The organism is Nocardioides sp., assembly GCF_050699375.1.
Lineage (GTDB): Bacteria > Actinomycetota > Actinomycetes > Propionibacteriales > Nocardioidaceae > Nocardioides.
Window position 1 is genome coordinate 19,797 of the sequence record NZ_JBOHDN010000104.1, and the last position, 26,215, is coordinate 46,011.

At 68.0% G+C, this 26,215-nt stretch carries 27 protein-coding genes; 9 read left to right on the forward strand and 18 right to left on the reverse strand.

The genetic code is table 11. From position 1 onward, the window contains the following. On the reverse strand, positions 1-675 hold the full coding sequence (locus ACRDPS_RS07470) for an enoyl-CoA hydratase/isomerase family protein (RefSeq protein ID WP_431500995.1): 675 nt from the start codon (positions 673-675) through the stop codon (positions 1-3). 201 nt (positions 676-876) lie between these two features. Between ACRDPS_RS07470 and ACRDPS_RS07475 the strand changes: the two genes are divergently transcribed. From ACRDPS_RS07475 to ACRDPS_RS07485, 3 genes are read left to right on the forward strand one after another with little or no spacing between them, the layout of a single operon-like run. Beyond that, entirely contained in the window at positions 877-1,401 is a 525-nt protein-coding gene (locus ACRDPS_RS07475; RefSeq protein ID WP_431500996.1) for a GNAT family N-acetyltransferase, read from the forward strand. Positions 1,402-1,456: 55 nt separating this feature from the next. Then, positions 1,457-1,843 (forward strand): pyridoxamine 5'-phosphate oxidase, encoded by a 387-nt coding sequence (locus tag ACRDPS_RS07480; RefSeq protein WP_431500997.1) that lies wholly within the window; start codon positions 1,457-1,459, stop codon positions 1,841-1,843. A 13-nt stretch (positions 1,844-1,856) separates the two neighbouring features. Further along, positions 1,857-2,498 carry a class I SAM-dependent methyltransferase gene (locus ACRDPS_RS07485; RefSeq protein ID WP_431500998.1) on the forward strand — a complete coding sequence of 214 codons (642 nt, stop codon included), beginning with the start codon at positions 1,857-1,859 and terminating at the stop codon, positions 2,496-2,498. A gap of 31 nt (positions 2,499-2,529) precedes the next feature. Here ACRDPS_RS07485 and ACRDPS_RS07490 read toward each other — a convergent pair whose 3' ends face one another. Further along, positions 2,530-3,276 carry an SDR family oxidoreductase gene (locus ACRDPS_RS07490; protein WP_431500999.1) on the reverse strand — a complete coding sequence of 249 codons (747 nt, stop codon included), beginning with the start codon at positions 3,274-3,276 and terminating at the stop codon, positions 2,530-2,532. A gap of 36 nt (positions 3,277-3,312) precedes the next feature. After that, the gene (locus ACRDPS_RS07495) at positions 3,313-3,741 is read right to left on the reverse strand and encodes a hypothetical protein (RefSeq protein ID WP_431501000.1); all 429 of its coding nucleotides are present in this window, start codon (positions 3,739-3,741) and stop codon (positions 3,313-3,315) included. 183 nt (positions 3,742-3,924) lie between these two features. Here ACRDPS_RS07495 and ACRDPS_RS07500 point away from each other — a divergent pair, with 183 nt between their 5' ends. Then, positions 3,925-5,373 carry a catalase gene (locus tag ACRDPS_RS07500; RefSeq protein ID WP_431501001.1) on the forward strand — a complete coding sequence of 483 codons (1,449 nt, stop codon included), beginning with the start codon at positions 3,925-3,927 and terminating at the stop codon, positions 5,371-5,373. Between the two features lie 70 nt (positions 5,374-5,443). On the opposite strand, the gene ACRDPS_RS07505 is transcribed toward ACRDPS_RS07500, so the two are convergent. Then, positions 5,444-6,019 carry a TetR/AcrR family transcriptional regulator gene (locus ACRDPS_RS07505; RefSeq protein WP_431501002.1) on the reverse strand — a complete coding sequence of 192 codons (576 nt, stop codon included), beginning with the start codon at positions 6,017-6,019 and terminating at the stop codon, positions 5,444-5,446. A 37-nt stretch (positions 6,020-6,056) separates the two neighbouring features. On the opposite strand from ACRDPS_RS07505, the gene ACRDPS_RS07510 reads away from it, so the two are divergent. Then, a complete protein-coding gene (locus tag ACRDPS_RS07510; RefSeq protein ID WP_431501003.1) occupies positions 6,057-6,455 on the forward strand; it encodes a nuclear transport factor 2 family protein in 399 nt (132 codons plus the stop codon). A gap of 100 nt (positions 6,456-6,555) precedes the next feature. Here ACRDPS_RS07510 and dnaB read toward each other — a convergent pair whose 3' ends face one another. Continuing rightward, on the reverse strand, positions 6,556-7,986 hold the full coding sequence (gene dnaB / locus ACRDPS_RS07515) for a replicative DNA helicase (RefSeq protein WP_431501004.1): 1,431 nt from the start codon (positions 7,984-7,986) through the stop codon (positions 6,556-6,558). Between the two features lie 493 nt (positions 7,987-8,479). On the opposite strand from dnaB, the gene ACRDPS_RS07520 reads away from it, so the two are divergent. Next, on the forward strand, positions 8,480-9,835 hold the full coding sequence (locus ACRDPS_RS07520) for an MATE family efflux transporter (protein ID WP_431501005.1): 1,356 nt from the start codon (positions 8,480-8,482) through the stop codon (positions 9,833-9,835). Between the two features lie 31 nt (positions 9,836-9,866). Here ACRDPS_RS07520 and ACRDPS_RS07525 read toward each other — a convergent pair whose 3' ends face one another. Then, positions 9,867-10,538: a hypothetical protein gene (locus tag ACRDPS_RS07525; protein ID WP_431501006.1), complete on the reverse strand. Its 672-nt coding sequence runs from the start codon at positions 10,536-10,538 to the stop codon at positions 9,867-9,869. 114 nt (positions 10,539-10,652) lie between these two features. After that, positions 10,653-10,979 (reverse strand): hypothetical protein, encoded by a 327-nt coding sequence (locus ACRDPS_RS07530; RefSeq protein ID WP_431501007.1) that lies wholly within the window; start codon positions 10,977-10,979, stop codon positions 10,653-10,655. Between the two features lie 154 nt (positions 10,980-11,133). On the opposite strand from ACRDPS_RS07530, the gene ACRDPS_RS07535 reads away from it, so the two are divergent. Then, a complete protein-coding gene (locus tag ACRDPS_RS07535; RefSeq protein ID WP_431501008.1) occupies positions 11,134-11,709 on the forward strand; it encodes a DinB family protein in 576 nt (191 codons plus the stop codon). Between the two features lie 60 nt (positions 11,710-11,769). Here ACRDPS_RS07535 and rplI read toward each other — a convergent pair whose 3' ends face one another. From rplI to ACRDPS_RS07570, 7 genes are all read right to left on the reverse strand, one after another. After that, a complete protein-coding gene (gene rplI / locus ACRDPS_RS07540) occupies positions 11,770-12,222 on the reverse strand; it encodes a 50S ribosomal protein L9 (protein WP_431501009.1) in 453 nt (150 codons plus the stop codon). Between the two features lie 11 nt (positions 12,223-12,233). Next, on the reverse strand, positions 12,234-12,470 hold the full coding sequence (gene rpsR, locus ACRDPS_RS07545; protein WP_008355445.1) for a 30S ribosomal protein S18: 237 nt from the start codon (positions 12,468-12,470) through the stop codon (positions 12,234-12,236). A gap of 68 nt (positions 12,471-12,538) precedes the next feature. Beyond that, on the reverse strand, positions 12,539-13,150 hold the full coding sequence (locus ACRDPS_RS07550) for a single-stranded DNA-binding protein (RefSeq protein WP_431501010.1): 612 nt from the start codon (positions 13,148-13,150) through the stop codon (positions 12,539-12,541). A 121-nt stretch (positions 13,151-13,271) separates the two neighbouring features. Continuing rightward, entirely contained in the window at positions 13,272-13,559 is a 288-nt protein-coding gene (gene rpsF, locus ACRDPS_RS07555; RefSeq protein WP_431501011.1) for a 30S ribosomal protein S6, read from the reverse strand. A gap of 103 nt (positions 13,560-13,662) precedes the next feature. After that, complete coding sequence (locus ACRDPS_RS07560) at positions 13,663-16,932, reverse strand: heavy metal translocating P-type ATPase (RefSeq protein ID WP_431501012.1); 3,270 nt, start codon at positions 16,930-16,932, stop codon at positions 13,663-13,665. Positions 16,933-16,937: 5 nt separating this feature from the next. Then, on the reverse strand, positions 16,938-17,141 hold the full coding sequence (locus ACRDPS_RS07565; protein ID WP_431501013.1) for a heavy-metal-associated domain-containing protein: 204 nt from the start codon (positions 17,139-17,141) through the stop codon (positions 16,938-16,940). A 32-nt stretch (positions 17,142-17,173) separates the two neighbouring features. After that, complete coding sequence (locus ACRDPS_RS07570; protein WP_431501014.1) at positions 17,174-17,494, reverse strand: metal-sensitive transcriptional regulator; 321 nt, start codon at positions 17,492-17,494, stop codon at positions 17,174-17,176. Positions 17,495-17,564: 70 nt separating this feature from the next. On the opposite strand from ACRDPS_RS07570, the gene ACRDPS_RS07575 reads away from it, so the two are divergent. Together ACRDPS_RS07575 and ACRDPS_RS07580 are read left to right on the forward strand one after the other, a co-directional pair. Further along, a complete protein-coding gene (locus tag ACRDPS_RS07575) occupies positions 17,565-18,359 on the forward strand; it encodes a deoxyribonuclease IV (protein WP_431501015.1) in 795 nt (264 codons plus the stop codon). 121 nt (positions 18,360-18,480) lie between these two features. Continuing rightward, complete coding sequence (locus tag ACRDPS_RS07580) at positions 18,481-20,550, forward strand: acyltransferase family protein (RefSeq protein WP_431501016.1); 2,070 nt, start codon at positions 18,481-18,483, stop codon at positions 20,548-20,550. Between the two features lie 472 nt (positions 20,551-21,022). On the opposite strand, the gene ACRDPS_RS07585 is transcribed toward ACRDPS_RS07580, so the two are convergent. The 4 genes from ACRDPS_RS07585 to ACRDPS_RS07600 all read right to left on the reverse strand — a co-directional run bounded on the left by ACRDPS_RS07585 (position 21,023) and on the right by ACRDPS_RS07600 (position 26,141). Then, complete coding sequence (locus ACRDPS_RS07585; protein ID WP_431501017.1) at positions 21,023-23,050, reverse strand: CHAT domain-containing protein; 2,028 nt, start codon at positions 23,048-23,050, stop codon at positions 21,023-21,025. Between the two features lie 416 nt (positions 23,051-23,466). Further along, on the reverse strand, positions 23,467-24,399 hold the full coding sequence (locus ACRDPS_RS07590) for a S8/S53 family peptidase (RefSeq protein WP_431501018.1): 933 nt from the start codon (positions 24,397-24,399) through the stop codon (positions 23,467-23,469). A gap of 627 nt (positions 24,400-25,026) precedes the next feature. Further along, entirely contained in the window at positions 25,027-25,539 is a 513-nt protein-coding gene (locus tag ACRDPS_RS07595; protein ID WP_431501019.1) for a hypothetical protein, read from the reverse strand. Then, positions 25,539-26,141, reverse strand: a complete 603-nt coding sequence (locus ACRDPS_RS07600) for an RNA polymerase sigma factor (protein ID WP_431501020.1) — start codon at positions 26,139-26,141, stop codon at positions 25,539-25,541. Before ACRDPS_RS07600 ends, ACRDPS_RS07595 begins: the two co-directional genes overlap by 1 nt. Positions 26,142-26,215: the final 74 nt, after the last annotated feature.

A 26,215-nucleotide genomic window follows, 5' to 3' on the forward strand; every position in this document is an offset into this window, starting at 1 on the left:
TCAGGCGGAGGTGCCGTCGGCGGCGGGCCGCAGGGCTCCGACCACGGCGGCGAACATCCTGGCCTTGATGGTGCCGAGCGTGGCCCGGTCCTTGCCGGCCAGGTCACGTACGAGACCGGCGGCCGTCTCGGCCAGCTTCTCCGACGAGGCGGCGGCGTCGACAAGCCCGACGGCTGCGGCGTCTCCCCCGCCGTAGCGCCGCCCGGTCGCCATCGCGTCGAGCGCTGTGCGCGGAGTGAGCTTGCTGGTGACCAGCGCGTTCATGCCCGGGGTGAACGGGATGTGGATGTCGACCTCGGGGAAGCAGAAGTAGCCGCGGTCCTCGCGCATCACCCGGTAGTCGTGAGCCATCGCCAGCATCGCGCCCGCACCGAACGCGTGCCCGTTGATCGCCGCGACCGTCGGGACGGGCAGGGTGAGGATCCGTGCGAAGAGGTCCTCGACCCGCTGGACGTACGTGTCGTGCTGATCGAGGTTCTGCCCCAGCCACTCGAGGTCGAGCCCGTTCGAGTAGAACTTGCCGCCGCCGATCGTGACCAGCACCGCCGGCTCGGTCGTGGCCTCGATCTGGTCGAGCGCCTCCCCGACGGCCTGGAGCCAGTCCGGCGAGAAGCGGTTCTCGTCGTTCCCGAGGTCGAGTGTCCACACCGGTCCGTCGCTGGAGATGGTGACCATGCTTGATGCTCCTTCGGCTCGTGCCTCTGTGCTTCGCGTCTTGTGCGTCGAGAGTAACAGAGCGATGCTCTATAACGCTCGATGGTCCCGGCAGGCAACCCACCCGATCGTGATTCCGATCGACCGGCCCTGCGGCGGGCACTAGTTTCAGGTGCCTGACCCGACTTACCCGGGTTGCACACCACCGAGGAGACGTATGTCGTGAGTGACCGCCACCGGATCCGCCCGGCCCGCACCGACGACGTGGCCCGCCTGCGTGAGATCGAGGTGGCCGCGGGTGTGGGTTTCCGTCATCTCGACATGGCCGCGATCGCCGACGACGACCCGCCCAGCGCCGAGGTGCTCGAGGACTACATCCTCGGCGGGCGGGCGTGGGTCGCGACCGAGGAAGCGGATCGACCGGTCGCCTATCTGGTCGCGGACACGGTCGACGACGCCGCTCACGTCGAGCAGGTCTCCGTCGACCCGAGGCATGCCCGTCTCGGACTGGGCGCGGCGCTCATCGACGAGGCGGAGAGCTGGGCTCGACATCACCGGCTCACCATGCTGACCCTGACGACGTTCGCCGAAGTGCCGTGGAACGCGCCCTACTATCAGCGACTGGGCTTTCGGGTCGTCCCGGGCGAGGACCTCGGCGATGGGCTGCGCCAGGTCCGCGACCACGAGGCCCATCTGGGCCTCGACCGCTGGCCCCGGGTGGCGATGTCTCGACCGGTGGCTCGGTGATCCGGTTTCCACGACGTGCCAAGAGCTGCCCGGCGGCCGGACTACTGTGGCGAACATGAGCATCCCGGTTGCGCTGCCCGATCTCGCTGAGGCACTCGAGCGGTTCGGCAGCGGTTTCCTGCTGACCACCGCGGGTGAGCGGATCAAGGTCGTGGTCGTGGACCCGGTCGTCGAGGGCTCGTCCTTGCGGATCTCGGATCCTGGCGGCGGCACCCGGGCCAACCTCTCCGCGAATCCACAGCTCACCCTGACGTACGCCCCGCTCACCCCGCGAGACTTCGCGCTGATCATCGACGGCACCGGTCGCGTCGAGGGCTCCGACGTGGTCGTCACGCCGACCGGTGCCGTGCTGCATCGGCCGGCATCGCACGCCTCTGAGCCCGTCTCCGACGGCGGTTGCGGGCAGGACTGCCGGCCGGTCACCTCGTCGGATCTGCCCTGAGGGAGGGATCCCGATGCCCGATGACTGGCTGAACGACACCCGCGAGTCGTACGACACCGATGCCGCCGGCTACGCCGAGAAGGTGCGCGGTCTGCTGGACATGCATCCGTATCTGCGCGCGGGCCTGGCGGTGTTCGCCGAGTCGGTGCGCGACTGCGGCGGGGCGGTGGCCGATGTCGGCTGCGGTCCGGGGTACGTCACCCGGCACCTCCACGACCTCGGGGTGGAGGCGTTCGGGATCGACCTCTCCCCCGAGATGGTCGCCATCGCTCGGCACGACCATCCTGATCTCGGGTTCGAGGTCGGGAGCATGACGGACCTCCCGCTGGCCGACCGATCAGTCGGCGGCGTACTCGCGTTCTGGTCGGTGATCCACATTCCTGACCCCGCGGTGCCGGGGGTGTTCGAGGAGTTCCGGCGGGTGCTGCGTCCGGGCGGTCCGCTGCTGGTCGGGTTCCACGTCGGCGACGAAACCCGGCATTCGTCTACGGGATACGCCGGGCGCCCGATCAGCGTCGACTCCCATCGGCGCCGGCCCGAGACGGTCTCCCGTTGGCTGCGGGAGGCCGGGTTCACGATCGAGGCGGAGCTCGTCATTCGACCTGACGACGAGCTTCCCGGGGCGATCGTCTTCGCGCGGGCGCCGCAGGACTGATCGGGCAGTCAGACCCGGCGGATCGACTCCCTCAGCGGCGTTCCCGCCGCCATTCCCGAAAGGTCTGCTGCCCGACCCGCCAGGCTCGCTTGGAGACCAGGTCGCCGTTGCGTACGGCCTTGGCGGCGGCGCCGAGCCCGAGCGGAACCGGGATGATCGGCGAGGTCACGCCTCGGTCCTTCGCGACGGCCCTGATCATGTCGACCATCTCGAGCTGTTCGGGACCGGTCAGCTCGATGGTCGCGTGGTGAGGTTCGCCTGCGCCCAGCTCGACCAGAGCCTGGGCGACCTCGACCGCGGCAACGGGCGCCGAGAGCATCCTGGGTGCCATCAGGAAGGGGCCGACCTTGCCGCGTACGAGCATCTGCTCGGCGAACTCGTGGAACTGGGTGGCGCGCAGGATCGTGTACGGCTGGCCGGCCTCACGCACGACGCGCTCCTGGGCGACCTTGCCCTGGTAGTAGCCGGTGGGGACCTTGTCGATGCCCACGATGGACAGGACGACGTGGTGGGCGACGCCGACCTTGCGCTCGGCCTCGATCATGTTGGTCGTCGTGGCGGTGAAGAAGTCACGGGACTCCTCGGCCTTCATCGAGTTGATGCTGATGCAGTCGATCAGCGCGTCGACGCCCTCGAGGCGCTCGACCAGGCCCGCCCCGGTCCTCAGGTCGGCGCCGGTGGAGCGGGCCAGGGGTACGACCTCGTGGCCGGCTTTCTCGAGCTCGGTGACGACGTGCGACCCGACGGCACCGGTGGCTCCGGCTACGGCGATCCTCATGGTTCTTCCTCTTCTTCTTGTCGTCGGTTCTTCTGGTCAGCGGGCGGTGGTGGACGTGGCGCCCCGGCCGCGCGGTGGGATGAGGAGCGCGAGGGCGATCAGGACGGTCCCGCCGAGGGCGATCACGTTGGCGACCTTGTCGACGGTGTCGTACACGTGAAGGTGGTTCACGTGGTACCAGAAGTGCGGGATCGAGAAGGTCACCCAGGCCGCCGCGACCAGCGCCGACTCGCGGTAGGTGCGCCAGACCAGCACCAGGACACCGGCGACGGCGAGCGCGAGGTAGAGGCTGCCGACGTCACGGATGAGGTGTTCGTTGAACGGCCCGTCGACTCCGACCCAGATCCGGTGGAATCCCGGGAAGGAGTCGTAGAAGGACTGCGGCAGGAAGGTCGCCCAGACACCGACGTACCACGCTGTCAGGGTCAGGAACGCGAGGCCGATGATTCGAGTCTTTGAGATCACGGCCATAGGACCCCGGAGGCCTGTCGGATGTGACAACCCGGAGTGTGGAGGCTCGGGTCACGCCGGAGCCCAGAACGCTTGACAGGCTCCGGACTGCGGAGCAACGTGGCTTTTGACCATGGAGGCCTACGACAGGGGCGCACCGAGAGTCGCGACTTCCTTGTCGATCGAGGAGGCACGGGCATGACGGACAATAAGCCCACGACCACGGACGCGGGGGTCCCGGTCGCTAGCGACGAGCACTCGCTCACGGTCGGACCGGACGGGCCGATCCTGCTTCAGGACCACTACCTGATCGAGCAGATGGCGCAGTTCAACAGAGAGCGGATCCCGGAGCGACAGCCGCATGCGAAGGGCGGTGGCGCGTTCGGCCGGTTCGAGGTCACCGGCGACGTCAGCGCCTACACCAAGGCCGCCGTCTTCCAGCCCGGGAGCACGACGGACCTGCTGGCGCGGTTCTCGACTGTCGCCGGCGAGCGAGGCAGCCCCGACACGTGGCGTGACCCCCGCGGGTTCGCGCTGAAGTTCTACACCAGCGAGGGCAACTTCGACCTGGTCGGCAACAACACGCCGGTGTTCTTCATCCGCGACCCGATGAAGTTCCAGCACTTCATCCGGTCCCAGAAGCGACGCGCCGCGAACAACCTGCGTGACCACGACATGCAGTGGGACTTCTGGACCCTCTCCCCGGAGTCGGCCCACCAGGTGACCTGGCTGATGGGCGACCGCGGGATCCCGAAGAGCTGGCGCCACATGAACGGCTACTCCAGCCACACCTACCTGTGGGTCAACGCCGGGGGCGATCGGTTCTGGGTGAAATACCACTTCAAGACAGACCAGGGCATCGAGTTCCTCACCCAGGACGAAGCCGACCACCTGGCCGGGGCGGACGGCGACTACCACCAGCGCGACCTCTACGACTCGATCGAGGCCGGCAACCATCCGTCATGGACGCTGCACATGCAGATCATGCCGTTCGAGGACGCCACCACCTACCGGTTCAACCCGTTCGACCTCACGAAGGTGTGGCCGCACGGCGACTACCCACTGGTCGAGGTCGGCAAGATGACGCTGGACCGCAACGTCGCCGACTATCACGCCGAGATGGAGCAGGCCGCGTTCCAGCCGAACAACCTCGTCCCCGGCACCGGCCTGAGTCCCGACAAGATGCTGCTGGCCCGCGGGTTCTCCTACGCCGACGCGCACCGCGCACGGCTCGGCACCAACTACCAGCAGATCCCGGTCAACCAGCCGAAGGCGCCGGTGCACAGCTATTCCAAGGACGGCGCGATGCGGATGCAGAACGTCTCGGACCCGGTCTACGCACCGAACTCGTACGGCGGTCCGCAGGCCGACCCGGAGCGCTACCCGGAGACCGCGGTGTGGGCCAGCGACGGCGAGATGGTGCGGTCGGCCTACACGTTGCGTTCGGATGATGACGACTGGGGTCAGGCCGGCACCCTCGTACGCGAGGTGCTGGATGACGCGGCTCGGGACCGTCTGGTCTCGAACATCGTCGGCCACCTCTCGGACGGCGTCTCGCCCCAGGTCCTGGCCCGAGCCGTCGAGTATTGGCGGAACGTCGACAAGACCCTCGGCGACCGGATCGCGGCGGGAGTCAACGGCAACTGACCTTGCGTCTGCGCCAGCGGACCACCGGTCGCGGTATTCGTGTCAATGAAGCTCGCCCCTTCGGGGGCAGCTAGTCGAGCGCGCGCAGCACCAGCTTCACCGCGCGGTCGCCGCCAGCCGGATGCACGTAGGCCGCGTGCGCGGCCGCAACTATCGCGGCCAGGTCTCGTTCATCAATCTCCTCATGTACTGCGCCCGCCTGACGAGCGCGGTCCAGCAGGTCGCCCATCACACGTTCGAGCTCGGCGACCGGCCCTGCCATGGCCGCGTTCAGGTCGTCGGCGCCGGCCTGAAGCCGAGCGGCGAGCTCGTGGGCGGCCGCACCCTCCGTGACCAGGTGCATCAGAAAGTCCCGCAAAGCTCCGCCGACATCCTCCGATTGGGCGTAGGCCGCTGCCGCGACGACGAGTTCCTCCACTGCCGCTGCGAGCACCGTGTCCACAAGCTCGGCCTTGGTCGCGAAGTGCCGGTGGACAGTGCCCGCGCCGACCCCGGCTCGCCTGGCTATCTCGTCCAGGGATACGTCGAGCCCCTCGGACGCGAATGCCTCACGGGCCGCCGCCACCACCTTGGCGCGGTTGACGAATGCGTCGGAGCGAAGTGCTCTCGTTGAAGCGGGGCGTGCGCCCCGGTTAGAGTGGCTCACGCCCCCATCCTTCCCCATCCGGCGCTCAGGAGCTCAGATGCCACTCACCACCACAGACCGGGTCGCGATCCACGAGCTTGTCTCGCTGCACGGGCACCTCGCGGACGACCGGCGGGCCGGTGATCTCGGCCTGCTGCTGACACCCGACGCATCGTACGACGTGACCGCATATGGCCTGGGCGTCGTCCGCGGCCTCCCAGCGCTGATCGAACTGTTCTCGTCAGCGCCGGGAGAGCAACCCGTTGGACATCACGTAACCAACGTGGTCGTGACAGAGGACCCCGTGAGAGACGACCGTGCCCGGGTGCGCTCGAAGGGGTTCTCAGTGATGGCAGACGGCCGGGCGGGCACGGTCGTCTACGAGGACGACGTGTCGCTCACGGTCGACGGCTGGCGGATCGGGTCTCGCACCGTCGTGCCCGCCCGTTCAATCTGAAGTCAGGTACGCACGCCCGTCACCGGCCGACGACACGCAGTTTGTTGGACAACGAGAAGGAACTTTCGATGTTCGCTCCACCTCGACAACGACGACAGGGTCAGTGGGCCATGTCGACGAAGCGGCTGTAGTGGCCCTGGAACGCGACGACGAGGTCGCGAGTCGGTCCGTTTCGGTGCTTGGCGATGATCACGTCGGCCTCGCCGGGGCGGGTCGACTCCTTCTCGTAGACGTCGTCGCGGTGGAGGAGGACGACCATGTCCGCGTCCTGCTCCAGCGATCCCGACTCACGAAGGTCGGAGACCGCGGGGCGCTTGTCGGAGCGCTGCTCGGAACCACGGTTGAGCTGCGACAACGCGATGATCGGCACCTCGAGCTCCTTGGCCAGCAGCTTGATCTGGCGGGAGAACTCCGAGACCTCGAGCTGGCGGGACTCGACCTTCTTGCCCGAGCTCATCAGCTGGAGATAGTCGATGACGATCAGCTTGAGATCATGGCGCTGCTTGAGGCGGCGGGCCTTGGAGCGGATCTCCATCATCGTCATGTTGGGGCTGTCGTCGATGAACATCGGCGCGCTGGAGACCTCGCCCATCTTGCGGGCCAGCTTGTTCCAGTCATCGTCGGACATGTTGCCGTTGCGGATGTGGTTGAGCGGCACCTTCGCCTCGGCTGAGAGGAGGCGCATGGTGATCTCGGAGCGGCTCATCTCCAGGCTGAAGAAGACGCTGGTCAGGTTGTTGTGGATCGAGGCCGCGCGGCAGAAGTCCAAGGCAAGCGTCGATTTCCCCATAGCCGGGCGGGCCGCGACGATGATCATCTGGCCGGAGTGGAAGCCGTTGGTGAGCTCGTCGAAGTCGGCGAAGCCGGTCGGGACACCGTAGAGGCCCGCCTCACGGTTGGAGATCGCCTCGATCTCGTCGAGGACGCCGTCCATGATGTCGGCGAGCGGAGAGTAGTCCTCCCCCGAACGCTTGTCGGTGAGCTTGAAGACCTCGGCCTGGGCCTCGTCGACGATGTTGTCGACCTCGCCCTCACCGGCGTAGCCGATCTGCACGATCTTGGTGCCGGCCTCGACCAGGCGGCGCAGGACCGACTTCTCGCGGACGATCTCGCCGTAGTAGCCCGCGTTGGCCGCGATCGGGACGTTGGAGGCGAGCGTGTGCAGGTAAGGGGCGCCGCCGATGCGGTCGAGCTCGGCCTTCCGGCGCAGCTCGTCAGCGACGGTGACCATGTCGGCGGGCTCGCCTCGACCGTAGAGGTCGATGATCGCGTCATAGATCGTCTCGTGCATCGGGCGGTAGAAGTCGGCACCGCGCAAGGTCTCGGAGACGTCGGCGATCGCATCCTTCGAGATCAGCATCGAGCCGAGGACGGCCTGTTCCGCGGCCATGTCCTGCGGCGGCGTACGGTCGTTGGTCGCACGGGGGGCGTTGCCCGGTTCGTACGGAGCGGGGCCGTCGCCCCATTCCTCGAACGGTGGCTCCGGGAAGTCGCCCCGACCGTTCGTCGAGCCGGTCTCGGTGACGCTCACTCCCATGCCCCCTCTGTGTCTGCGGATCGTCGATCCGGGTTGCGACTCACGGTACGGACGAGCACCGACAGTCTGTGCGGTGAGCAGGCCGGGCCGACCCTCGACGATGCCTCAAGTCTCCGCGACCCTACGTCGCGAGCCGCATCGGCGACAGCAGGTTATCCACAGGCCATGTGGATAACCGGGGGATAGCGGTGGACGACACCCCGGTCACTGTGAACAGCCTGGGGAGGCGGCTGTGCATAACTGTTGACTCCCGACAGTAAATGCACTCCTGACCTGCTATTTTGCTTTCCACGTGCTGTGGACGAAAGAAAGTTCGTTGACCATTCAGGTTCCCCGCCGAGACAGCGTTACGTCTCCGGGCGTTTTGTCGACATAGCGGTCCAGCGACGTTTTCCACAGGTTTTCCACCTGGCCTGGGAGGGGCGTCCGTCCTTCTCCGCGGGATCGGCGTCGGCGGCCTGGACCGACGGTGTTTAACCTTGAGACCGTGACGACCCCGGCGGATGCGAACACCCCCTCGAAGACGGACCGCCGAGGCCTCGACAAGGAGATCTGGCGGCTCGCGATCCCGGCGTTCCTGGCCCTGGTCGCCGAGCCGCTCTTCCTGCTGACGGACTCTGCGATCGTCGGTCACCTCGGCACCCGCGAGCTCGCCGGCCTCGGGGTCGCCGGCGTCGTGCTCCAGACGATCGTCGGTCTCTGCGTCTTCCTCGCCTACGGCACGACAGCTTCCGTCGCCCGCCGTATCGGCGCGGGCGACACCCAGGGCGCGCTTCGTCAGGGGATCGACGGAATCTGGCTCGCCGTCCTCATCGGGGTCATCGTCACGGTCCCGGTGATGGTTCTCGCCGAACCACTCAGCCGAGCCGTCGGCGCGGGCGACGAGGTGGTCGGCCCGGCAACCACCTACCTCCGGATCGCCGTCCTCGGTGTGACACCGCTGCTGATGATGCTGGCCGCCACCGGTGTGCTCCGCGGTCTGCAGGACACCCGGACGCCGCTGGTGGCCGCGGTCGTCGGCAACCTGCTCAACATCGTGCTCAACCTCGCCCTCGTCTATGGCGCCGGGCTCGGGATCGCCGGCTCGGCGATCGGCTCGGTGATCGCCCAGGTGCTGGCGGCCGGGCTGCTGACGTACGTCGTCGTGCGGGCCGCGCGCAAGCAGGACGCACCGCTGCGCCCCGACCTGCCGGGGATCCGGGCGGCCGCACGGGCCGGGGTCGCGCTGGTGGTCCGCACCCTGACCCTGCGAGTGGCGCTGCTCGTCACGACGTACGCCGTCACCCATCTCGCCGTCGGTGACCAGGCCGTCGGGCTGGCGACCCATCAGATCGCCTTCACGCTGTGGACCTTCCTGGCGTTCGTGCTGGACGCGATCGCGATCGCCGCACAGGCGCTCACCGGGCGATCGCTAGGAGCCGCTGACACCTCCGAGACCCGGGCCATCACAGCCCGGATGGTGTGGTGGGGCGTCGTGATCGGGGTCGGGGCCGGCGTACTTCTGGCTTCTCTCTCGCCGTTCCTCGGCGCCATCTTCACCCAGGATCAGGCGGTGCGCGATCTGTTGGTGCCGGTGGTGATCGTTGCTGCCATCGCCCAGCCGATCGCGGGAGTGGTCTTCGTGCTCGACGGGGTGCTCATCGGCGCGGGCGACGGCCGCTATCTCGCCTGGGGCGGGATCTGGACGCTGGTCGCCTACACACCGCTGGTCGCCCTCGCCGTAGCCCTCGGCGGTGGGCTCGTGTGGGTCTGGATCACGTTCGCGATCGGCTTCATGGGGGCGCGCTTCGTGGTGCTGACCCTCCGGGCGCGCTCGGACCGCTGGCTGGTCACCGGGGTCTGAGAACCAGCGCCCCGGCGACCAGCCAGATCGATCACGGGTTGCTGGTGACCTGAATCGGGTTGTTGGCCGCGTCGTCGGCGGTGACCGCGTACGTCGCCGCGAAGGAGACCTGGTCGCCGTTCGCGATCCCGGCCGTGCCGCACAGGAATCCCGACACGTTGGACAGCGTCAGCGTGGGCTCGGCACCCGGGAGGGTGAGCGTCCCCGACGAGTCGCCGTTGGCGTAGGCGCCGGCCACGGAGCCGGTCGCGTCGAACGAGCAGCCGGATCCGCTGACTGAGGCGGAGATCCCGCTGATGGTGCCCGCGGTGGAACCGTTGGCGTCGGTGTCGCCGGTGGCGTCCAGCGACCAGGTGCCCGATCCGGTGACCGTGAACTCGATGCCCGCCGGTCCGGTGCAGTCGGAGAACGTGACGCTGGAGCCGTCGAGGCCGGCGATCCCGGTGCCGCTGAGGCCCTCGCCGACGACCGCGGAGCCCGCGATCGTGCTGCCGGCACAGGTGACCGAGGATCCTGCGGTCTCGTCATTGAAAGTGATGCCAGTCCCCTGCGCACCGAAGGCGACACTCGATCCGGCGGCCGCGGATCCGGCGCTGAGGTTGTAGCTGGAGGCTGCGAACGCTGCTGGGGAGGCGAGTCCGATCGCGGCGACGGCTGCGACGGGTACGACGGTGAATCTGGCCAGCTTGGACATGCTTGACATGACACGCTCCTCTGGTGGTGGGGTGGCCGATGAATCTCGGCCACCGATCACGCTAAGAGGGTTGGGCACCTTGCGGATCCGACTCTGTAAGGGACCAGCACTATTTCGTTCATATCAACAACATGTGTCCCCGCCACGTGCCGACCGGCGCCGTTTGACGTAGGCCGCCTCTGCCCGCCAGCGCGGCAGGGCCGAGCGCAGGGCACGCATCATGGCGAGCCTGGGACCAGGATCGTGCAGCTCCTCGCCGAAGAGCTCCCGAAGAAGGCGTACGCGATAGGCGGCCGTCGATGGCGGCAGCTGCATCCAGGCCGACACGTCGGCCGGCCGAAAGCTGCCGTTGTGCAGCATCACCTCGAGTGTCTCGCCGAGGATCCATCTGGAGTGTGGCTTGACCTTCTCGAGCGGGTCCAGCGCAGCTCCGTTGTCATCATCCAGCATGAAAGGCGACCTCCCGACTGGCCTCCAGCGGATCCCCGGTGATCCGCAGTGGAACACGTTATTGAAACCGCCACGGTTCGGAAAGGTTTCTGGACGATCGGTCCCACATACTTATCTACTTGTGTCCGAACCGGCGCCAGGCCAAGGTCTTGTCATGGCCGCTGACCCGAAGACCACCCTGAGGACCTACCTCGACGCTCGGCGCGAGGCGCTGATCTCCAAGGTCGAGGACCTCTCGGAGCGAGACGCCCGGTTGCCACGTACACCGACCGGCACCAACCTGCTCGGCATCATCAAGCACGTCACCGGGGTCGAGGCCGTCTATCTCGGGGCGACGTTCGGGCGCCCGTTCCCTCATCCCGAGGAACTGATCCCGGATGCCCGGTTCGAGACCGACCCGCAGGCGGACTGGTACGCCACCGAGGACGAGACCATCGGCGGGATCGTCGACCTCTACCGTCGAGTCATCGCCCACGGGAACGAGACGATCGACGCGCTGCCGCTGGACGCGATCGGCCATGTGCCGCACTGGGGCGGCGAGGAGGTCACCCTCCACCAGATGCTGGTGCATCTCTTCGCCGACCTCGCCGGTCACGGCGGTCAGGCCGACATCCTCCGAGAAGGGGCCGACGGCGCCGTCGGCTGGCGCAGGTCCGGCGACAACATCCCGCCGGAGTACGACTGGCCGGCGTACGTCGCCAAGCTGACCGCCCTGGCGAACCGGTTCTGAACTCGGCGAAATAGAACAAGCCCGCCTCCTGAGGAGGCGGGCTTGTCGCGAATCCCTAGATCAAGCGGGGACCACGTTGAGGGCCAGCTTGGCGGACACCTCGTCGTGGAGCTTGACGGAGACCTCGTGGGCACCGAGCGACTTGATCGGGTTGCCCAGCGCGATGGCGCGCTTGTCGATCGACTCGCCGGTGGTCTCGGTGACCGCGGAGGCGATGTCGGCGGCGGTGATGGCGCCGTAGAGGCGGCCGTCCTTGCCGGAGCGGACCTTCACGTTGACCGTGTTGGCCTCGAGCTTGCTCTTGACCTCGGCCGCGTGGGCCTCGTCGCGCACGGAGCGAGCCGCGCGAGCAACCTTGCTGGCCTCGGCCTGCGCCTCGGCGCCGCGGGTCCAACGGAGGGCGTCGCCGCGCGGGATCAGGTAGTTACGCGCGTAACCGTCCTTGACCTCGACGATGTCGCCAGCCGAGCCCAGACCGGTGACTTCCTGCTGAAGGATGATCTTGGTAGCCATGTCGATCCTCCTCAGCGACCGGTGGAGGTGTAGGGCAGCAGAGCAACCTCGCGGGCGTTCTTGACGGCGATGGCTACGTCGCGCTGGTGCTGGACGCAGTTGCCGGTCACGCGACGCGCACGGATCTTGCCGCGGTCGGAGATGAACTTACGGAGCAGGGTGGCGTCCTTGTAGTCGACGCCGGTCGCCTTCTCCTTGCAGAACTGGCAAACCTTCTTCTTCGGCTTGCGAATCACTGCCTTGGCCATTGTGGTGCTTCCTTTCTAGAAGCCCGGCATGCGCCGGAATGGTGAGGATTCGGATTAGTTGCTGGTGATCAGAAGGGAGGCTCGTCGTTGCCCACGCCCGGGGTCGCCCACGGGTCGTTGGCAGGAGCGCCGCCACCCTGCGGTCCGCCGCCGCCCGCGTTGGCGGGCTGCTGCGGAGCCGGGGATGCCCACGGGTCGTTGCCACCGGCCGGAGCCTGCTGCTGGCCACCACCCTGGGGACCGCCGTAGCCGCCTCCCTGGTTGTAGCCACCACCCTGGTTGTAACCGCCGCCGCCACCCTGGCCGCCGGACTGCCGGCTCGCCTTGGTGACCTTGGCGGTGGCCCACGTCAGCGACGGGCCGATCTCGTCGCACTCGAGCTCGAAGACAGTGCGCTTCTCGCCCTCACGCGTCTCGTAGGACCTCGACTTCAGGCGACCCTGAGCGACGACACGCATGCCGCGCTGCAGGGACTCGGCGACGTTCTCCGCGGCCTGCCGCCAGATCGAGCAGCGCAGGAAAAGGGTCTCCCCGTCTTCCCAGCCGTTGCTCTGCCGGTTGAAGCTGCGCGGAGTGGACGCGATGGTGAAGTTGGCAACCGCGGCACCGGAGGGCGTGAAGCGAAGCTCCGGGTCGTCGGTGAGGTTGCCCACCACGGTGATGATGGTGTCGCCAGCCATGAGATCTCCCTTGAGTCTGATCTGGGGTGTCGGTGTCGGTTCAGGAGCCAAACGTTTCGAAAGGACCTAGGCCCCAAACATAGGGGCGGCTACCGACATTTCCGACGGGAACACCCGCGCGTCACTTGGACGGACGGATGACCTTCGTACGCAGGATCTGCTCGTTGAGGCCGAACTGGCGGTCGAGCTCCTGAACGGTCTTGGGCTCGGCGGTCAGGTTGACGACCGCGTAGATGCCTTCGGCGTTCTTGTTGACCTCGTAGGCCAGGCGACGACGTCCCCAGACGTCAACGTTCTCGACGGTGCCACCATCAGTGGTGACGACCTTCAGGAACTTGTCAAGGGTCGGGGCGACGGTGCGCTCATCGAGGCTGGGCTCGAGGATCACCATTACTTCATAGGCGCGCATAGCGTTCTCCACCTCCTACGGACTCGGCGGCCATGGTCTCTCCATGGCAGGAGGGCTGATGCGATGTCCCATCTCCATCTGTGGAGAGGGACGCGTCAGCGTATCAACCAGCGCTTTCCTCGGCCGAATCCACGGCCTCGACGGTGAACGGCACCGTGGCGACCTTTCCGTCGGCGAGCCGGAACTGTGCCCACAGGCGGTAGAGACCAGGCTTCGGTACGTCCAGGTGCAGGCCGAGCTCGGGCCCGAATGTCGCTCCGGGGACCGCCAGCTCTTCACCTTCGGCGTGACCGTGCACGAACGTCTCGCCGTCCGCGCTCATCACTACGACGTGACCGGCCGCTCCGAGGTATGGCTGTAGATCGTCGACAATCCTCCCGGTGCTGTCCGTGAACTTGAAGTGCAGGTCGCTCTCCTGGTCAGCCGCCAGCGTTCCTTCGAGCGAGACGGTGAGATTGTCTCGATTGTCGACAGTCGACGATCTCGGCCCGGCCTTCAGCGGAACGGCCGGAGGCTGCGTACCTTCGATCTCGAGCTGCTGGCGGTCGAGGACGTCGGCCATGTCGGCACGTCGCCGGAACTCGGTGTCGACACGGTAGGTCCCGCCCGCGGGGAAGGTCACGTCGGTCTCGAGCTCGCCCGGACGCCCGGTCGGCTCGGCGTGCAGGTGGCGGAACCAGGAGAGGTCCTCGCTGGTCACGATCACGTGCATCCACGCCTGGTGGGTGCGACCGAGGTCGGACACCGGATCGCCGGTCGTGGCGTCCGTGACGAGGAACCGAAGCCCACCCTCGCGCCGAGTGATCGCCACGTCGATGCCAGCGTCCTCGGATGGCGCCGGAGCGATGTCGACCTCGTGCATCTCCGTCATCGACGGACGCATCGGGCTCATCCCCTGGGCCCACTCCAGGATGCCGTTCATGCCGCGCTGCGCGGGCTCGGTGCGCGACAGATAGGTCAGGCCCGCACCGATCGAGATCGCGATCACGCCCGTGACCAGGAGGTACCCACCATCGCGGACACGAGTGCGGAGGCCACGGCCGGCGTACTCCTCGGGTGTCTCGGGGCGACGGAACCCACGCAGGCGAAGCGCGTTGGTGACCACGCTGACCGAGCTCATCGCCATCGCTGCGCCGGCGAGGACCGGGTCGAGAAGGGCGAGAGCGGCGACGGGGATGAGGAGCACGTTGTAGGCGAAGGCCCAGAACAGGCCCTGCTTGATCGTCGCGACCGTGCGGCGGGAGAGCGCGAGCGCGGTCACCACACCGCGGAGGTCGCCGCCGACCAAGGTGATGTCGGAGGCGGCCAGGGCGACGTCGGTGCCCGTCCCGATCGCGATCCCCACGTCGGCCTGGGCCAGCGCCGGGGCATCGTTGATCCCGTCGCCGACCATCGCGACGACCTTGCCGTCGTCCTGGAGCTGCTGGATCCGGGCGAGCTTCTGCTCGGGCAGTAGACCGCCGGCGGCGTGACGTACCCCGACCTCCTCGGCCACCTTCGCGACCGTCGCGGCCGCGTCGCCGCTGAGGATGTGCACCTCGACGCCCGACTCCTCGAGAAGACGCACGGTCTCCTTTGCCTCGTCGCGGACCTGGTCCGCGACCCGGATCGACCCGGCGTACGTACCGTCGACCGCGACCAGCACCGAGCCGTTGTCCGCGACCTCGATGCCTTCCTCGGCCAGCATCGCCGAATTTCCAACGACCACGCGCCGCCCATCCACCACCGCGCTGATCCCGCGGCCCGGGTGAGCCTCGAACGCCGAGACGTCACCTATGCGGATCGAGACGTCACTTGTGCTGGCCGAGCGGGCATCTGACCCGGGCTCACCACCAGCCTGTGACGTCTCGGCCTGCAGAACTGACGCTTCGGCCTGCAGAGGTGACGCCTCGGCAGGGTTGGCTCGGGCTCGGAGGGCGGTGGCGAGGGGGTGGTCGCTGCCGGTCTCGGCGGCGGCGGCGATCCGGACCAGGGTGCCCGGAGTCCAGCCAGGGGCGGGGACGATCTCGGAGACCTCGGGCTTGCCGTGGGTGATCGTGCCGGTCTTGTCGAAGACGATGGCGGTCACGGAGCGGGCGCGCTCGAGGGTCTCGCCCGAGCCGACGAGCACGCCGAGCTCGGCCGCGCGACCGGCGCCGACCATGACCGCGGCCGGCGTCGCCAGGCCGAGGGCACAGGGGCAGGCGATGATGAGCACCGCGATGGCGGCGGTGACGGCGCTGGTGAGGCGCTCGGCGTCCGGGCCGAAGACCAGCCAGGCGACGAAGGTGAGCGCGGCGACGACCAGTACGGCGGGTACGAACACCGCGGAGACCCGGTCCGCCAAGCGCTGCAGCCTGGTGCCGGAGCCCTGCGCCGACTCGACCATCGCGATGATCTGCGCCAGCGTCGTCTCGGAGCCGACCGCGGTCGCCTCGAGCTCGAACGACCCGGTCTGGTTGATCGTGGCGCCGATGACAATGTCGCCCTCGGTCTTCCGGACGGGGTCGCTCTCGCCGGTGAGCATGGACTCGTCGACGTACGAAGCGCCGGCGACGACCCGGCCGTCGACCGGGATCTTCTCTCCGGCACGGACGCGGATCCTGTCGTTGACCTGCAGGTTCGCCACCGGCACCGAGACGTCTCTACCGTCCCGGACGACCGTGGCCGTCTCCGGCATGAGGCCGACGAGGGCCTTGACCGCATCCGCCGTACGCGACTTGGCCCGTGCCTCCAGCCAGCGACCCATCAGCACCAGCGCGACGATGACCAGGGCGGTCTCGAAGTAGAGGTGCAGCGGCAGGCCCCACGCCTCGGCCTGCCCCATCCACAGGGTCACGAACGCGCTGTAGGCGAAGGCGATCCCGGTGCCGAGCGTGACCAGGGTGTTCATGTCGACCGAGCGGTGGCGCAGCCCTCTGACCGCCGCCATATAGATGTCGCGCCCGGCCCACCACTGGGTGACCGCGGCGACCACGAGCACCAGCGACATCACCGGCTCCATGGCGTTGACCGGAAGCGGGACGTACATCAGGGCCATCAGGCCGAGCCCTACCGCCAGGGCCGTGATCCACTTTCGCCTGAGCCGGCCGAGCTCTGCCTCGCGGCGTAGGTCCCGGTCGGCCTCGACCTCCGGCTCCTGCGGATTGTCGACAGTCAACGATCTGGTGGACGCTTGATAGCCCGCCTTCTCGATAGCGGCGCTGATCTCGGCGAGGTCGGTGCGGGCCGGATCGAAGTGCACCAGCGCGGACTCGGTGGCGAGGTTGACATTGGCATCCTCGACACCGTCGACACGGCTGATGGCCTTGGTGACCCGGCGCACGCAGCTCGCACAGGTCATGCCCTCGATCTCGAGCTGCTGCTCGGTGGGGGTCGCGGCGGTAGCGGTCATCGGACTCAGGCCAGCGAGTAGCCGGCCTCTTCGACGGCAGCGCGGATGGCGTCGTCGGAGATCGGCTCAGAAGCGGTGACAGTGACATTGCCGGAAGCCAGGTCGACGTCGACGTTGCTCACGCCGGCGATCTCGGTGACCTCCTCGGTCACGGAAGAGGCGCAGTGGCCACAGGTCATGCCGACGACGGTGAAGCTCTGGGTGTTCATGGGGTCTCCTGAATTCGTAGGATTGTTGACAATCAAGACCGGACGAGGCGAGCGATCGCGGCAGAAGCCTCAGCGAGCTTCTCGTCGGCTTCGGCGCCGCCGCCCTGGACAGCGCCGGCGACGCAGTGGCCGAGGTGCTCGTCGAGCAACCCGAGCGCGACCGCCTGGAGCGCCTTCGTGGAGGCGGAGACCTGAGTGAGGATGTCGATGCAGTAGGCCTCGTCCTCGACCATCCGCTGCAGGCCGCGCACCTGACCTTCGATGCGCTTGAGACGCTTCAGGTAGGCCTCCTTGTTCTTGTTGTGGAGGTAGCCGTGGTCCGCGTGGCCTTCGTGCCCGGTGTGCTCGTCCATGCGATCTACCATACCCCCGTAAGGTATGAAGTCAAGCAGAAAGTGTCGGCACGGCCCCTAGACTGGACCCATGGCTGTAACGATCGGTGCCCACGTAGACCAGACCGACCCCGTCGCCGAGGCGACCGCACGCGGGGCGGGCCTGGTGCAGTTCTTCCTGGGCGACCCGCAGTCCTACAAGGGCCCGGTGGTGACGTACGCCGAGGGTGCGGCCGCGCTCAAGGCCAAGGCGGAGGACGCGGGAGTCGATCTCTACGTCCACGCGCCCTACATCATCAACGTCGCGACGACGAACAACCGGATCAGGATCCCGAGCCGCAAGCTCCTCCAGCAGCACATGGACACCGCCGCCGAGGTCGGCGCCAAGGGCCTGATCGTCCACGGCGGCCATGTCGGCAAGGACGACGACCCGGAGAAGGGCTTCGACAACTGGCGCAAGGCGATCGAGGCGACCGACATCAAGGTCCCGCTGCTGATCGAGAACACCGCCGGCGGCGACAACGCGATGGCACGCTACCTGGAGCGGATCGCGGGTGTCTGGGACGCGATCAGCAAGGCCGAGGGCTTCGACGACGTCGGCTTCTGCCTCGACACCTGTCACGCCCACGCCGGGGGCAACCCGCTCGAGACGGTCGTCGAGGACGTCCGCAAGATCACCGGCCGCATCGATCTGGTCCACTGCAACGACTCCCGCGACGAGTTCGACTCCGGCGCCGACCGCCACGCCAACTTCGGCTCCGGGCGCATCGATCCCGACCTCCTGGCAGGCGTCGTGCGTGACGCCGACGCGCCGGTCATCTGTGAGACCCCGGGCGGCACGGACGAGCACAAGAGCGACTTCGCCTGGCTTCGCGAGAGGCTCTGAAGACCAACGCCGTCGCCGTAAACAAGGACCCGCTGAGAGGTCGCTGAAGATTCGGCGAGAAGAACCACCCACCGGACCGACGACTATGACCCAACCGGGCCATTGACATATTGTTCTCCGAATGGGTTCGAATTGGCGCGCCGATGTTCAGGGGCTCCGTGCCGTCGCTGTCGGTCTGGTGATCGCAGGGCACGCGGGGCTCGCGGGATTCGACGGTGGATTCGTCGGAGTGGACGTATTCTTCGTCCTCTCCGGGTTTCTGATCACCACACTCCTGCTGCGTGAGACCGACCGCAGCGGCCGCGTGAGCATCAGCCAGTTCTACGCCCGCCGCGCCCGCCGGATCCTGCCGGCGGCGACGGCGACGATGCTGGTCGTACTCGCTTACAGCGCCATCGTGCTCCCCCAGACCCGCACCGATCAGATCGCCGGTGACGCTGGCTGGGCAGCGGTCTTCATGGCCAACGTCCACTTCGCCAGCGAGGCCGTCAACTACTTCCACAACGCCGCGCCCTCGCCGTTCCAGCACTACTGGTCGCTCTCGGTCGAGGAGCAGTTCTACGTCGTCTGGCCGCTGCTGGTGCTGGCCGTCGCCCTCTGGATCCCGAAGCACCACCGTCGCCGCGCGATCACCGCCCTGGCCGCGCTGGTGGCGGTGATCAGCCTCGCCTGGTCCCTCCACATCACCGGCGTCGACCCGGCCGCGGCCTACTTCTCCACCCCTGCCCGCGCCTTCGAGCTCGCGGCCGGCGCCCTGCTCGCCTGCGTCGCGGGGGTCTCGACAAGCTCGACCACCGGGGCCGCAAGCTCGACCAAACGCGGGCGCCTCGTCGCAGCGGGCCTCGGAATCGCCGGCGTCGGCGCGCTCGTCTACGCCACCGCCAACTTCAGCGAAGCGACCCAGTTCCCCGGCTGGCACGCCCTGGTCCCGGTCGGCGGCACCGTCGCCCTCCTGTTGGCAGGCCCCAACACCCCGACCGGCTGGCTGCTCTCGAAGCAGCCGCTTCGCTACCTCGGCGACATCTCGTTCAGCCTCTACCTGTGGCACTGGCCGATCCTGATCCTCGCTCCCGAGGCGATCCCCGGCGGTGGCACCCGCCAGCTGCTGATCATGATGGCGCTCATCCTGGCCGCCTCCGCAGCCAGCTATCACTGGATCGAGATGCCGTTCCAGCGCCACAAGCTCCCGCACCTGACCAAGGGCCGCCGCGCGCTCGCGCTCTGGCCCGCCGCCGCTGCCCTCGCCCTGGTCGCGGGCACGAGCTCCCAGGCGTACGCCGGCTACCAGGTCGACGTCGCCAAGGCCAACGCCGAAGAGTGGTTCGCCGACAACCCGGAGGTTCTCGAGACCAAGGACAAGCCGGTCACGGGCGTGCTGAAGAAGACCATCAAGGCCGCCGAGGACGGTGCGCCGCTGCCCCCGAAGGCGGAGTTCGACGCCACCGACTCCTGGGCCGAGCGCGGCGGCTACTGCTATGCGGGCTACGGCGAGACCAAGCTCGACGGCGACTGCGTCTATGGCGACGGCAAGGGCAAGCGGACCGTGGCCGTCGTCGGCGACTCCCACATCGGGATGTGGCTGCCGGCGCTCGACACCCTCGCCGAACGCCAGAACGTGAAGCTGGTCCCGTTCGTGAAGCTCGGTTGCGCTGCGTACGGAGTGAAGCAGAAGTCCTCGAAGATGACCGTCGAGGAGTGCGAGGACTTCCGGACGTGGACCAACAAACAGATCGCCGCGCTGAATCCGGACACGATCGTCGTCGGTGCCCGCGGCATGCTCGACATGGAGGAGCGCGACGGCGTCTCGACCGAGGAGCAGTGGCGTGAGGGCGTACGCGAGGGCGTCGGCGCCTTCGAGAAGGTCACCCCGGACGTACGCGTCTTCGCCGATGTCCCTGCCGTCGACAACGACCCCGGCGAGTGCCTCTCCGACGCCCGCAACCTCCTCGAGGACTGCGTGGTGTCGGCCAACGGCACCGAGGTCGACTCCAACGAGGTGACCCGAGAAGCGCTCGAGGGGACCCGGGCGGCGTACGTCGACATCGTCGATCTGGTCTGCACCGAGCGCTGCCCGCTCGTGGTCGGCGACACCGTCACCTACTACGACGACTCGCACATCACCGCGACCTGGGTCAACCGGGTCACTCCGGCGCTCGGCCACCGCCTCGGCCGCCTGGACCGTCCCGCCTAGAACCCGGCGCCGCCGGTGGTCGAGCGTGTCGGGGCCCGAGTTTGTCGAGACCCGGAACTGCCGAGACCCGCTCTCCCCAGCCATTGCCGTAGCGGGTGCCGAGCGGGAGAATCGAATGTTGCCGGGTGGGGCAGCATCCCCTCACCGCCCCACCCGGCCCACGCCTCGGGCCGCTCGGCGCAGGTCGGGCATCCCCCTCGTGCCCGTCCCGCGCCGCGGCCCGGAACCGCCAGCCCTCCCCCAAAGACTGCGGCGCAAGCGTCCGAACCGATTTTCCCCCGAATACCGGCCCGGACAGCCCCAAGGAGTACGCCGCGGGCGGCTTGATACACCGACTTCGAAAGGTTTTCGTGCCCGGCCGAATCGGCGCACCGACCCTAGGAGCGCTACGCACGCATGCGGTGACTGGCGCTCCTAGGGGTCGAGCTGCTCGCAGGGCGTCGCCGGCGTGGCCGACCACACCTCGCCAGAACTACGAGAAGCAGACGAACGGCGCTGGGGGCGCGTCCGCGGTCGCCGCGGGGAGGGCCTCGGCGAGTGCTTCGGCTGGCGCGAGGCCCTTCGCGAGGGCGTCATGGAGACGGCTGAACACGTTGTGTGCGGCCTCGTCCGCCACCACTGCGGGCGAGGCGATGACGGCACGGGCTCCGGCGTGGAGCCAGGCGCCGACCAGGCCGATCAGCTCCTCGCCCCAGCGGACGTTCGACCGTCCGACCTCGCAGGCGGAGAGAAGCACGACGTCGGGGACGGAGGCGAGGCCGTCGATGTCGTAGCCGTACCAGGTCCCGTCGGCGAGCTCGAGGCCGGAGAAGAGTGGGTTGTCGGCGGAGTGGTGGCCGTGGGCGGCCAGGTGGAGTACGTCGACCTCGGCTGCCAGCGCAGAGACGGCCGCTGCGGTGGCGTCGGCGCCGGTGAGCGTGAGCGCGCCGAGCCAGGCGGTGGCGCTCTTGGTGACCTCGTCTGCGGCGCGCATTACTCGTGGGCCGGCGACGAACCCGGCTGACTTGGTACGCAACGGAGCTTCGGCGCGGTCCAGCCAGGCCGTGGCGCTCTGGGCAACCGTCACGGGGCGGCCGGTGAATCCGGGGAGCAGCGTCCACGGCACCGTCGCCAATACGGCAGAAGGAGTCAGCACGACAGGCCGGTCGCCGATCCGCTCCATGATCGGTGCGACGAGCAGTGCCGACAGGTGTCGGAGTCTCGCGGTCAGATCGCCGCGTACGGCAGCACCGAGCGGGCCTGGGAGATCGGTAGCGGCGACATCGAGATCCGGCAGCAGGCCGCCCAGCAGTGATCCGAGTGCGGCATGGTCGCCGAGGTCGATCCGGGTGGCGGCGTCGTCGGTCGCGACGACGGCGACGATCCGGCCGGCGGCCACGACATAGGCAACGAGAGCATGACCTCCGATGCGTTCACGCAGATCCGGAAGCGTCACGGGATCCGAGACCTCGCCGGACCCCTTGACCCGCCAGGCACGCTGTCGGATCTGCTCACGCAGCTCGTTCTCACGCTCGGGTGTCACCTCACCACGGAGCTCGGCCAGGTCGGCGGCGAGCTGGGGGTCGGACGGCGGACGCACGGGCTGGACCCGCGAGGCCAGCATCCGCGCGCGCTCCGACCATTCGAAGAGCACCTCGGTCTCACCGGATTCGACGGCCAGGTCCAGGCCACGCCTGGCCAGAGTGCGGCCGTGCCCGGTCACGTTGGTCTGGAGGTCCAGACTGCCGAACGAGCTCTGCCACAGATGGAAGTCGTCCAGTCCCGCTCGGAGCTCGCGCAGGCCGGATGCGGGTCGACCGGACGCCATTGCCAGCTCGGCGCGCAGCTCTCGCTCCAGGAGGCGGACGTCGATCGGAGCCTCCGGCGGCACGGGGCCGATGACCCTGCCCCCGGCCTTGCTTCTCGGCGGCCCGGCGGTCTCCGCCGACCGGATCCGCGCGAGGCGCGCCTGCATCCGCACGCGCAACGCCGGCCAGCTCAGGCCTTGCTCCTCGAGCGGGACGGCCAACTCTTCGCCGTCGTCGGACGGTGCACCACCGGCCGTAACCGCCGCCTCGAACGCCACCGCCCGCGCCCGCAGGGCCAGCCCCGGCGCCTTGGCTTCTTCGAACCACCCCAGCGCCGAGCGCGCCACCCGTTCCGCTTCGGTCGGGTCGGTCGCCACCAGATGCGAGGCGAGCACGAGCTCCGCCTCCCCCTGCCGCTGCCGCTGAGCCTTCGATCCGTACGCCTCCGCCGCCTGCCGCAGCATCTCGCCACCCTGCCGCGTCAGGCCCGCCGCCATCAGCACCTCTGCCCGGTCGGCGTCGCACACCGCCTTCACCAGCGGCCCCGCTTCGGCCTGAAGATCGTACGACGACTCCATCAGCGCCAGTGCACCGACCAGATCGCCGGAGAGGAACAGCGCGTAGGCCCCATTGTGCTCGGCCTGGGCCGCCGCCAGATCGTTTCCGATAGTGCGATAGGTCTCAGCAGCCGCGGAAAAGTCAGCCGCGGCCATCGCAGGATCGTGTTGGTCCAGGTAGACGGTTCCCCGATTGAGATACGCGGCCCCGAGATCAACTGGGCTATCGGTCAGGCCGTCAATAACCTTGGTAAATACGGCCAGAGCCTCGGCAGCTCTGCCTGCTCGTCTTAGCAAGGTGGCTCGCTGTTGCAGAAGGGCCGCCTTGGTCGATGCTGCAAGGCCATCGGATCCGAGTGCCCGATCAAGCATTCCCAGCGCCTCATCGACATCGGACTGATCAGCTTCGATGTAGGCAAGAGTCGACTCCACGCGTGCCGAAAGCACAGGGTCAGCACGCTGGTTCGCGGTGGCACGTGCGTCCTCTAGGAGGCCGACCGCCTCGCTGAGATTGCCGGCGTTCATGGCCTCAACGGCCCGCCGATGCAGTTCCTCTGCCTCAACCATGGTTACTACTCGGTAACTGGCCGGAGCGTGGTCAGCATCTCCAACGCCGACCACGCGCGCCCCATATCCTGCTCCAGATCGCCGGGATGTCCGTTCTCGAGGAGGTGCTGCGCAATTCGACCAGCAAGCAATGGCGCCGCGAAGGACGTTCCACTCCAAGTGCCGAAGCCACCGGTGAAGTCGTCAGGATCGAGCGACGCTCGGACACGACCGATGTGCTCGATCTCCTTACCGGGTTGATATCCGCCGTCGAAGGTAGTCGGCAAGGTACTCACCACGCCTGCTCCGATCTCATGTGCCCGGATCCACGGTCCCGCGTTCGAGAAGAGCGCGTCAGTACGCCGATTTGGATTGAGCGCCCCAACCGAGACGATGGGCAGAACATCGGCCTGCGGATCGACTGGTCCACGGCCGTCACTCCAAGGAGCGAACGCGGCAGGAAACAGCGGACGGGCGGTCGCCTCATTGCCCGCGGAACAGACGACCAGCGTCCCGTTGGCGGACAGATCGGCCAAGATCTCATACAACGTGGGATCAAAGAGGGCGTCCTCCGGCGTCTCGTGGTAGTAGCCCATCGATAGATTCAAGATGTCGATGCGTCGACCGCGTGGGTCACCGACCCGATAGAGGTGGACGAGCTCTGCGATCTGAGCGAGCGCAGTGATCCAGTCCATCTCGGCGATCGGCCCGTCCGGAGGCACGATACGCCAGGACAAAATCTCGGCATCCGGACAGGCCTGATGAATCAGCCCCGCGATGAACGTCCCGTGGCCCGCCATCGCGTCGATGACACCGTCGAGGGGACCGACCTGATCCTCGTCGATCTCCGAGTCTGGTGCGGAGCTGGGCCAACCAATCGGATGACCGTCAAGGCGCGCATCGGACTCGACGAAATCGAGCCATGGATGAGGGCCGCATCCAGTGTCGAGAACCGCCACCACCGGACGGAGGTCTCCATCCAGCTCATCATCGCTCCGACGACGAGGCGGCAGACCTACAAACGCGACGGGTTGGCGCCCACCTGTGCCGAGGGGGTCATAGTCGTCGTCACCTGTACCGCGGTTATGCGGAGTGCCTATGTTGTGAGGAGTGCCAATGTTGTGAGGAGTGCCGCGATTGTGAGGATCTGACCCGACTGTCGGATCCGGCGTCAACACGTGCTCCAAGCTGACCCCGTACGCGCCGTCTGGGCCGTCAGCGCGCAGGACCTGCAGAACTGTCCACGCATCCGGGGCTTGGACTGCTTGACCGGGAATGACCCCGAGCCGGACCCTTCGGACACCGAATCGTAGGCCGGTTGCGCACTCCGGCTCAGGTTCGAGTTCGGCCCGCCATCCCAGACGTCGAGCTGCCTTTTCTATGCGGCTGAACCTGCCTTTTAGATTCGCGGACTTCGAGACGAGAAGAGCAGCCGAGGAGTACACCGTCGAATGTGCTGTCACTCCGTCGACGGCTATCGCATGGGACGGGTTCAGCACACGAGCTTCGCGGGAGCCGTAGGTGATCTCCAGCAATGGTTCTCGCCAGCGATGCCCAGGCTTGGGGGCTGTACTCACAACTTCTCCTCAGATCTCGAACGTGGGGGTGAGGAAGGCCGAGGTGCCGTCGGCGGGCTCGAAGCGGAGCCGGATGAGGCCGGCGGGCAACGAGGTGAGCTCGAAGCGACCCGAGGCTCCGAGAGTGACGGCGACGATCGGCGTACGGACGTCGTCGGCGCGTATGGCGCGGACGGTCATTGGGGCGCCGGGGACGACCCAGCCGTCGAGGCGGGCGGTGGTGTCGGAGTCGGAGGCGACGCGCACGAGCACGTCGACGCCGGACTGCGCGAAGCGCAGCGTGTAGGCCGAGCGGGCGGAGGCGGGGGCGGCGGAGCGTACGCCGGCGGCCTCGGCACCCGACGAAGACTCGACCAGGAGCATCAGCTCCAGATCGAGCCCGAGGCCGGACTCCTCCGCGGCGCCGGCGGCGGCAGCCTGCATCCGGGAGATCAGGCCTCCGGGAACAGGGTCGCCCGATGCGTACGCCTGCCGGACCAGACCCAACAACTCATCGCGAGTGGGCTCCTCCGAGCGACCCATCACGACACCTCCCCTTCGTCGAGCAGTGCGTCCCGCAGCTTCCCGAGACAGCGGCCGCGGGTGGGGCCGATGCTGCCGATGGGCATCTCGAGCTCTTCGGCCAGACCGGCATAGTCGGGCCGGTGGTCGAAGGCGACCACGCGCAACAGCCGTCGGCACCGCTCGGGCAGGCCCTCCACGGCCGCCCAGATGCGTGAGTTGCGGTCGCCTTCGACGACGACGGACTCCGCCGATCGCTGTGTCGGGACCCTGGACTCGAGGGCGTCGTCCTCCACGGGTACGTCGCGGGCAGATCGCTTCGCGACGCGCCACGCCTCTCGGCGCGTGGTGAGCGTGAGCCAGGCGCCGACGGCGGCGGTGTCGAGGATCGAGGAGTGCTTGCGTACGAAGGAGAGCCAGGTGTTCTGGACGACATCCTCGGCCTGCTCCTGGGAGAGCCGGTAGGAGCGGGCGACCTGCCACAGGACCGGAGTCATCGTGGCGACCAGCTCGTCCAGGGCGGCGGAGTCGCCGCTGAGCCAGCGGTCGAAGTCGGCGGTGGCCCGGGACCATACGGTCGCGGGCGCGTCAGCGTGACCCACCCCGCGGCCTACCCGTGTCACAGTCTCCTCCTCGACCGGCGGCCTCCGGATCGGCGCCGAGCCGGTGGGGGGCCAGATGGCACGCGGGCGCGCCA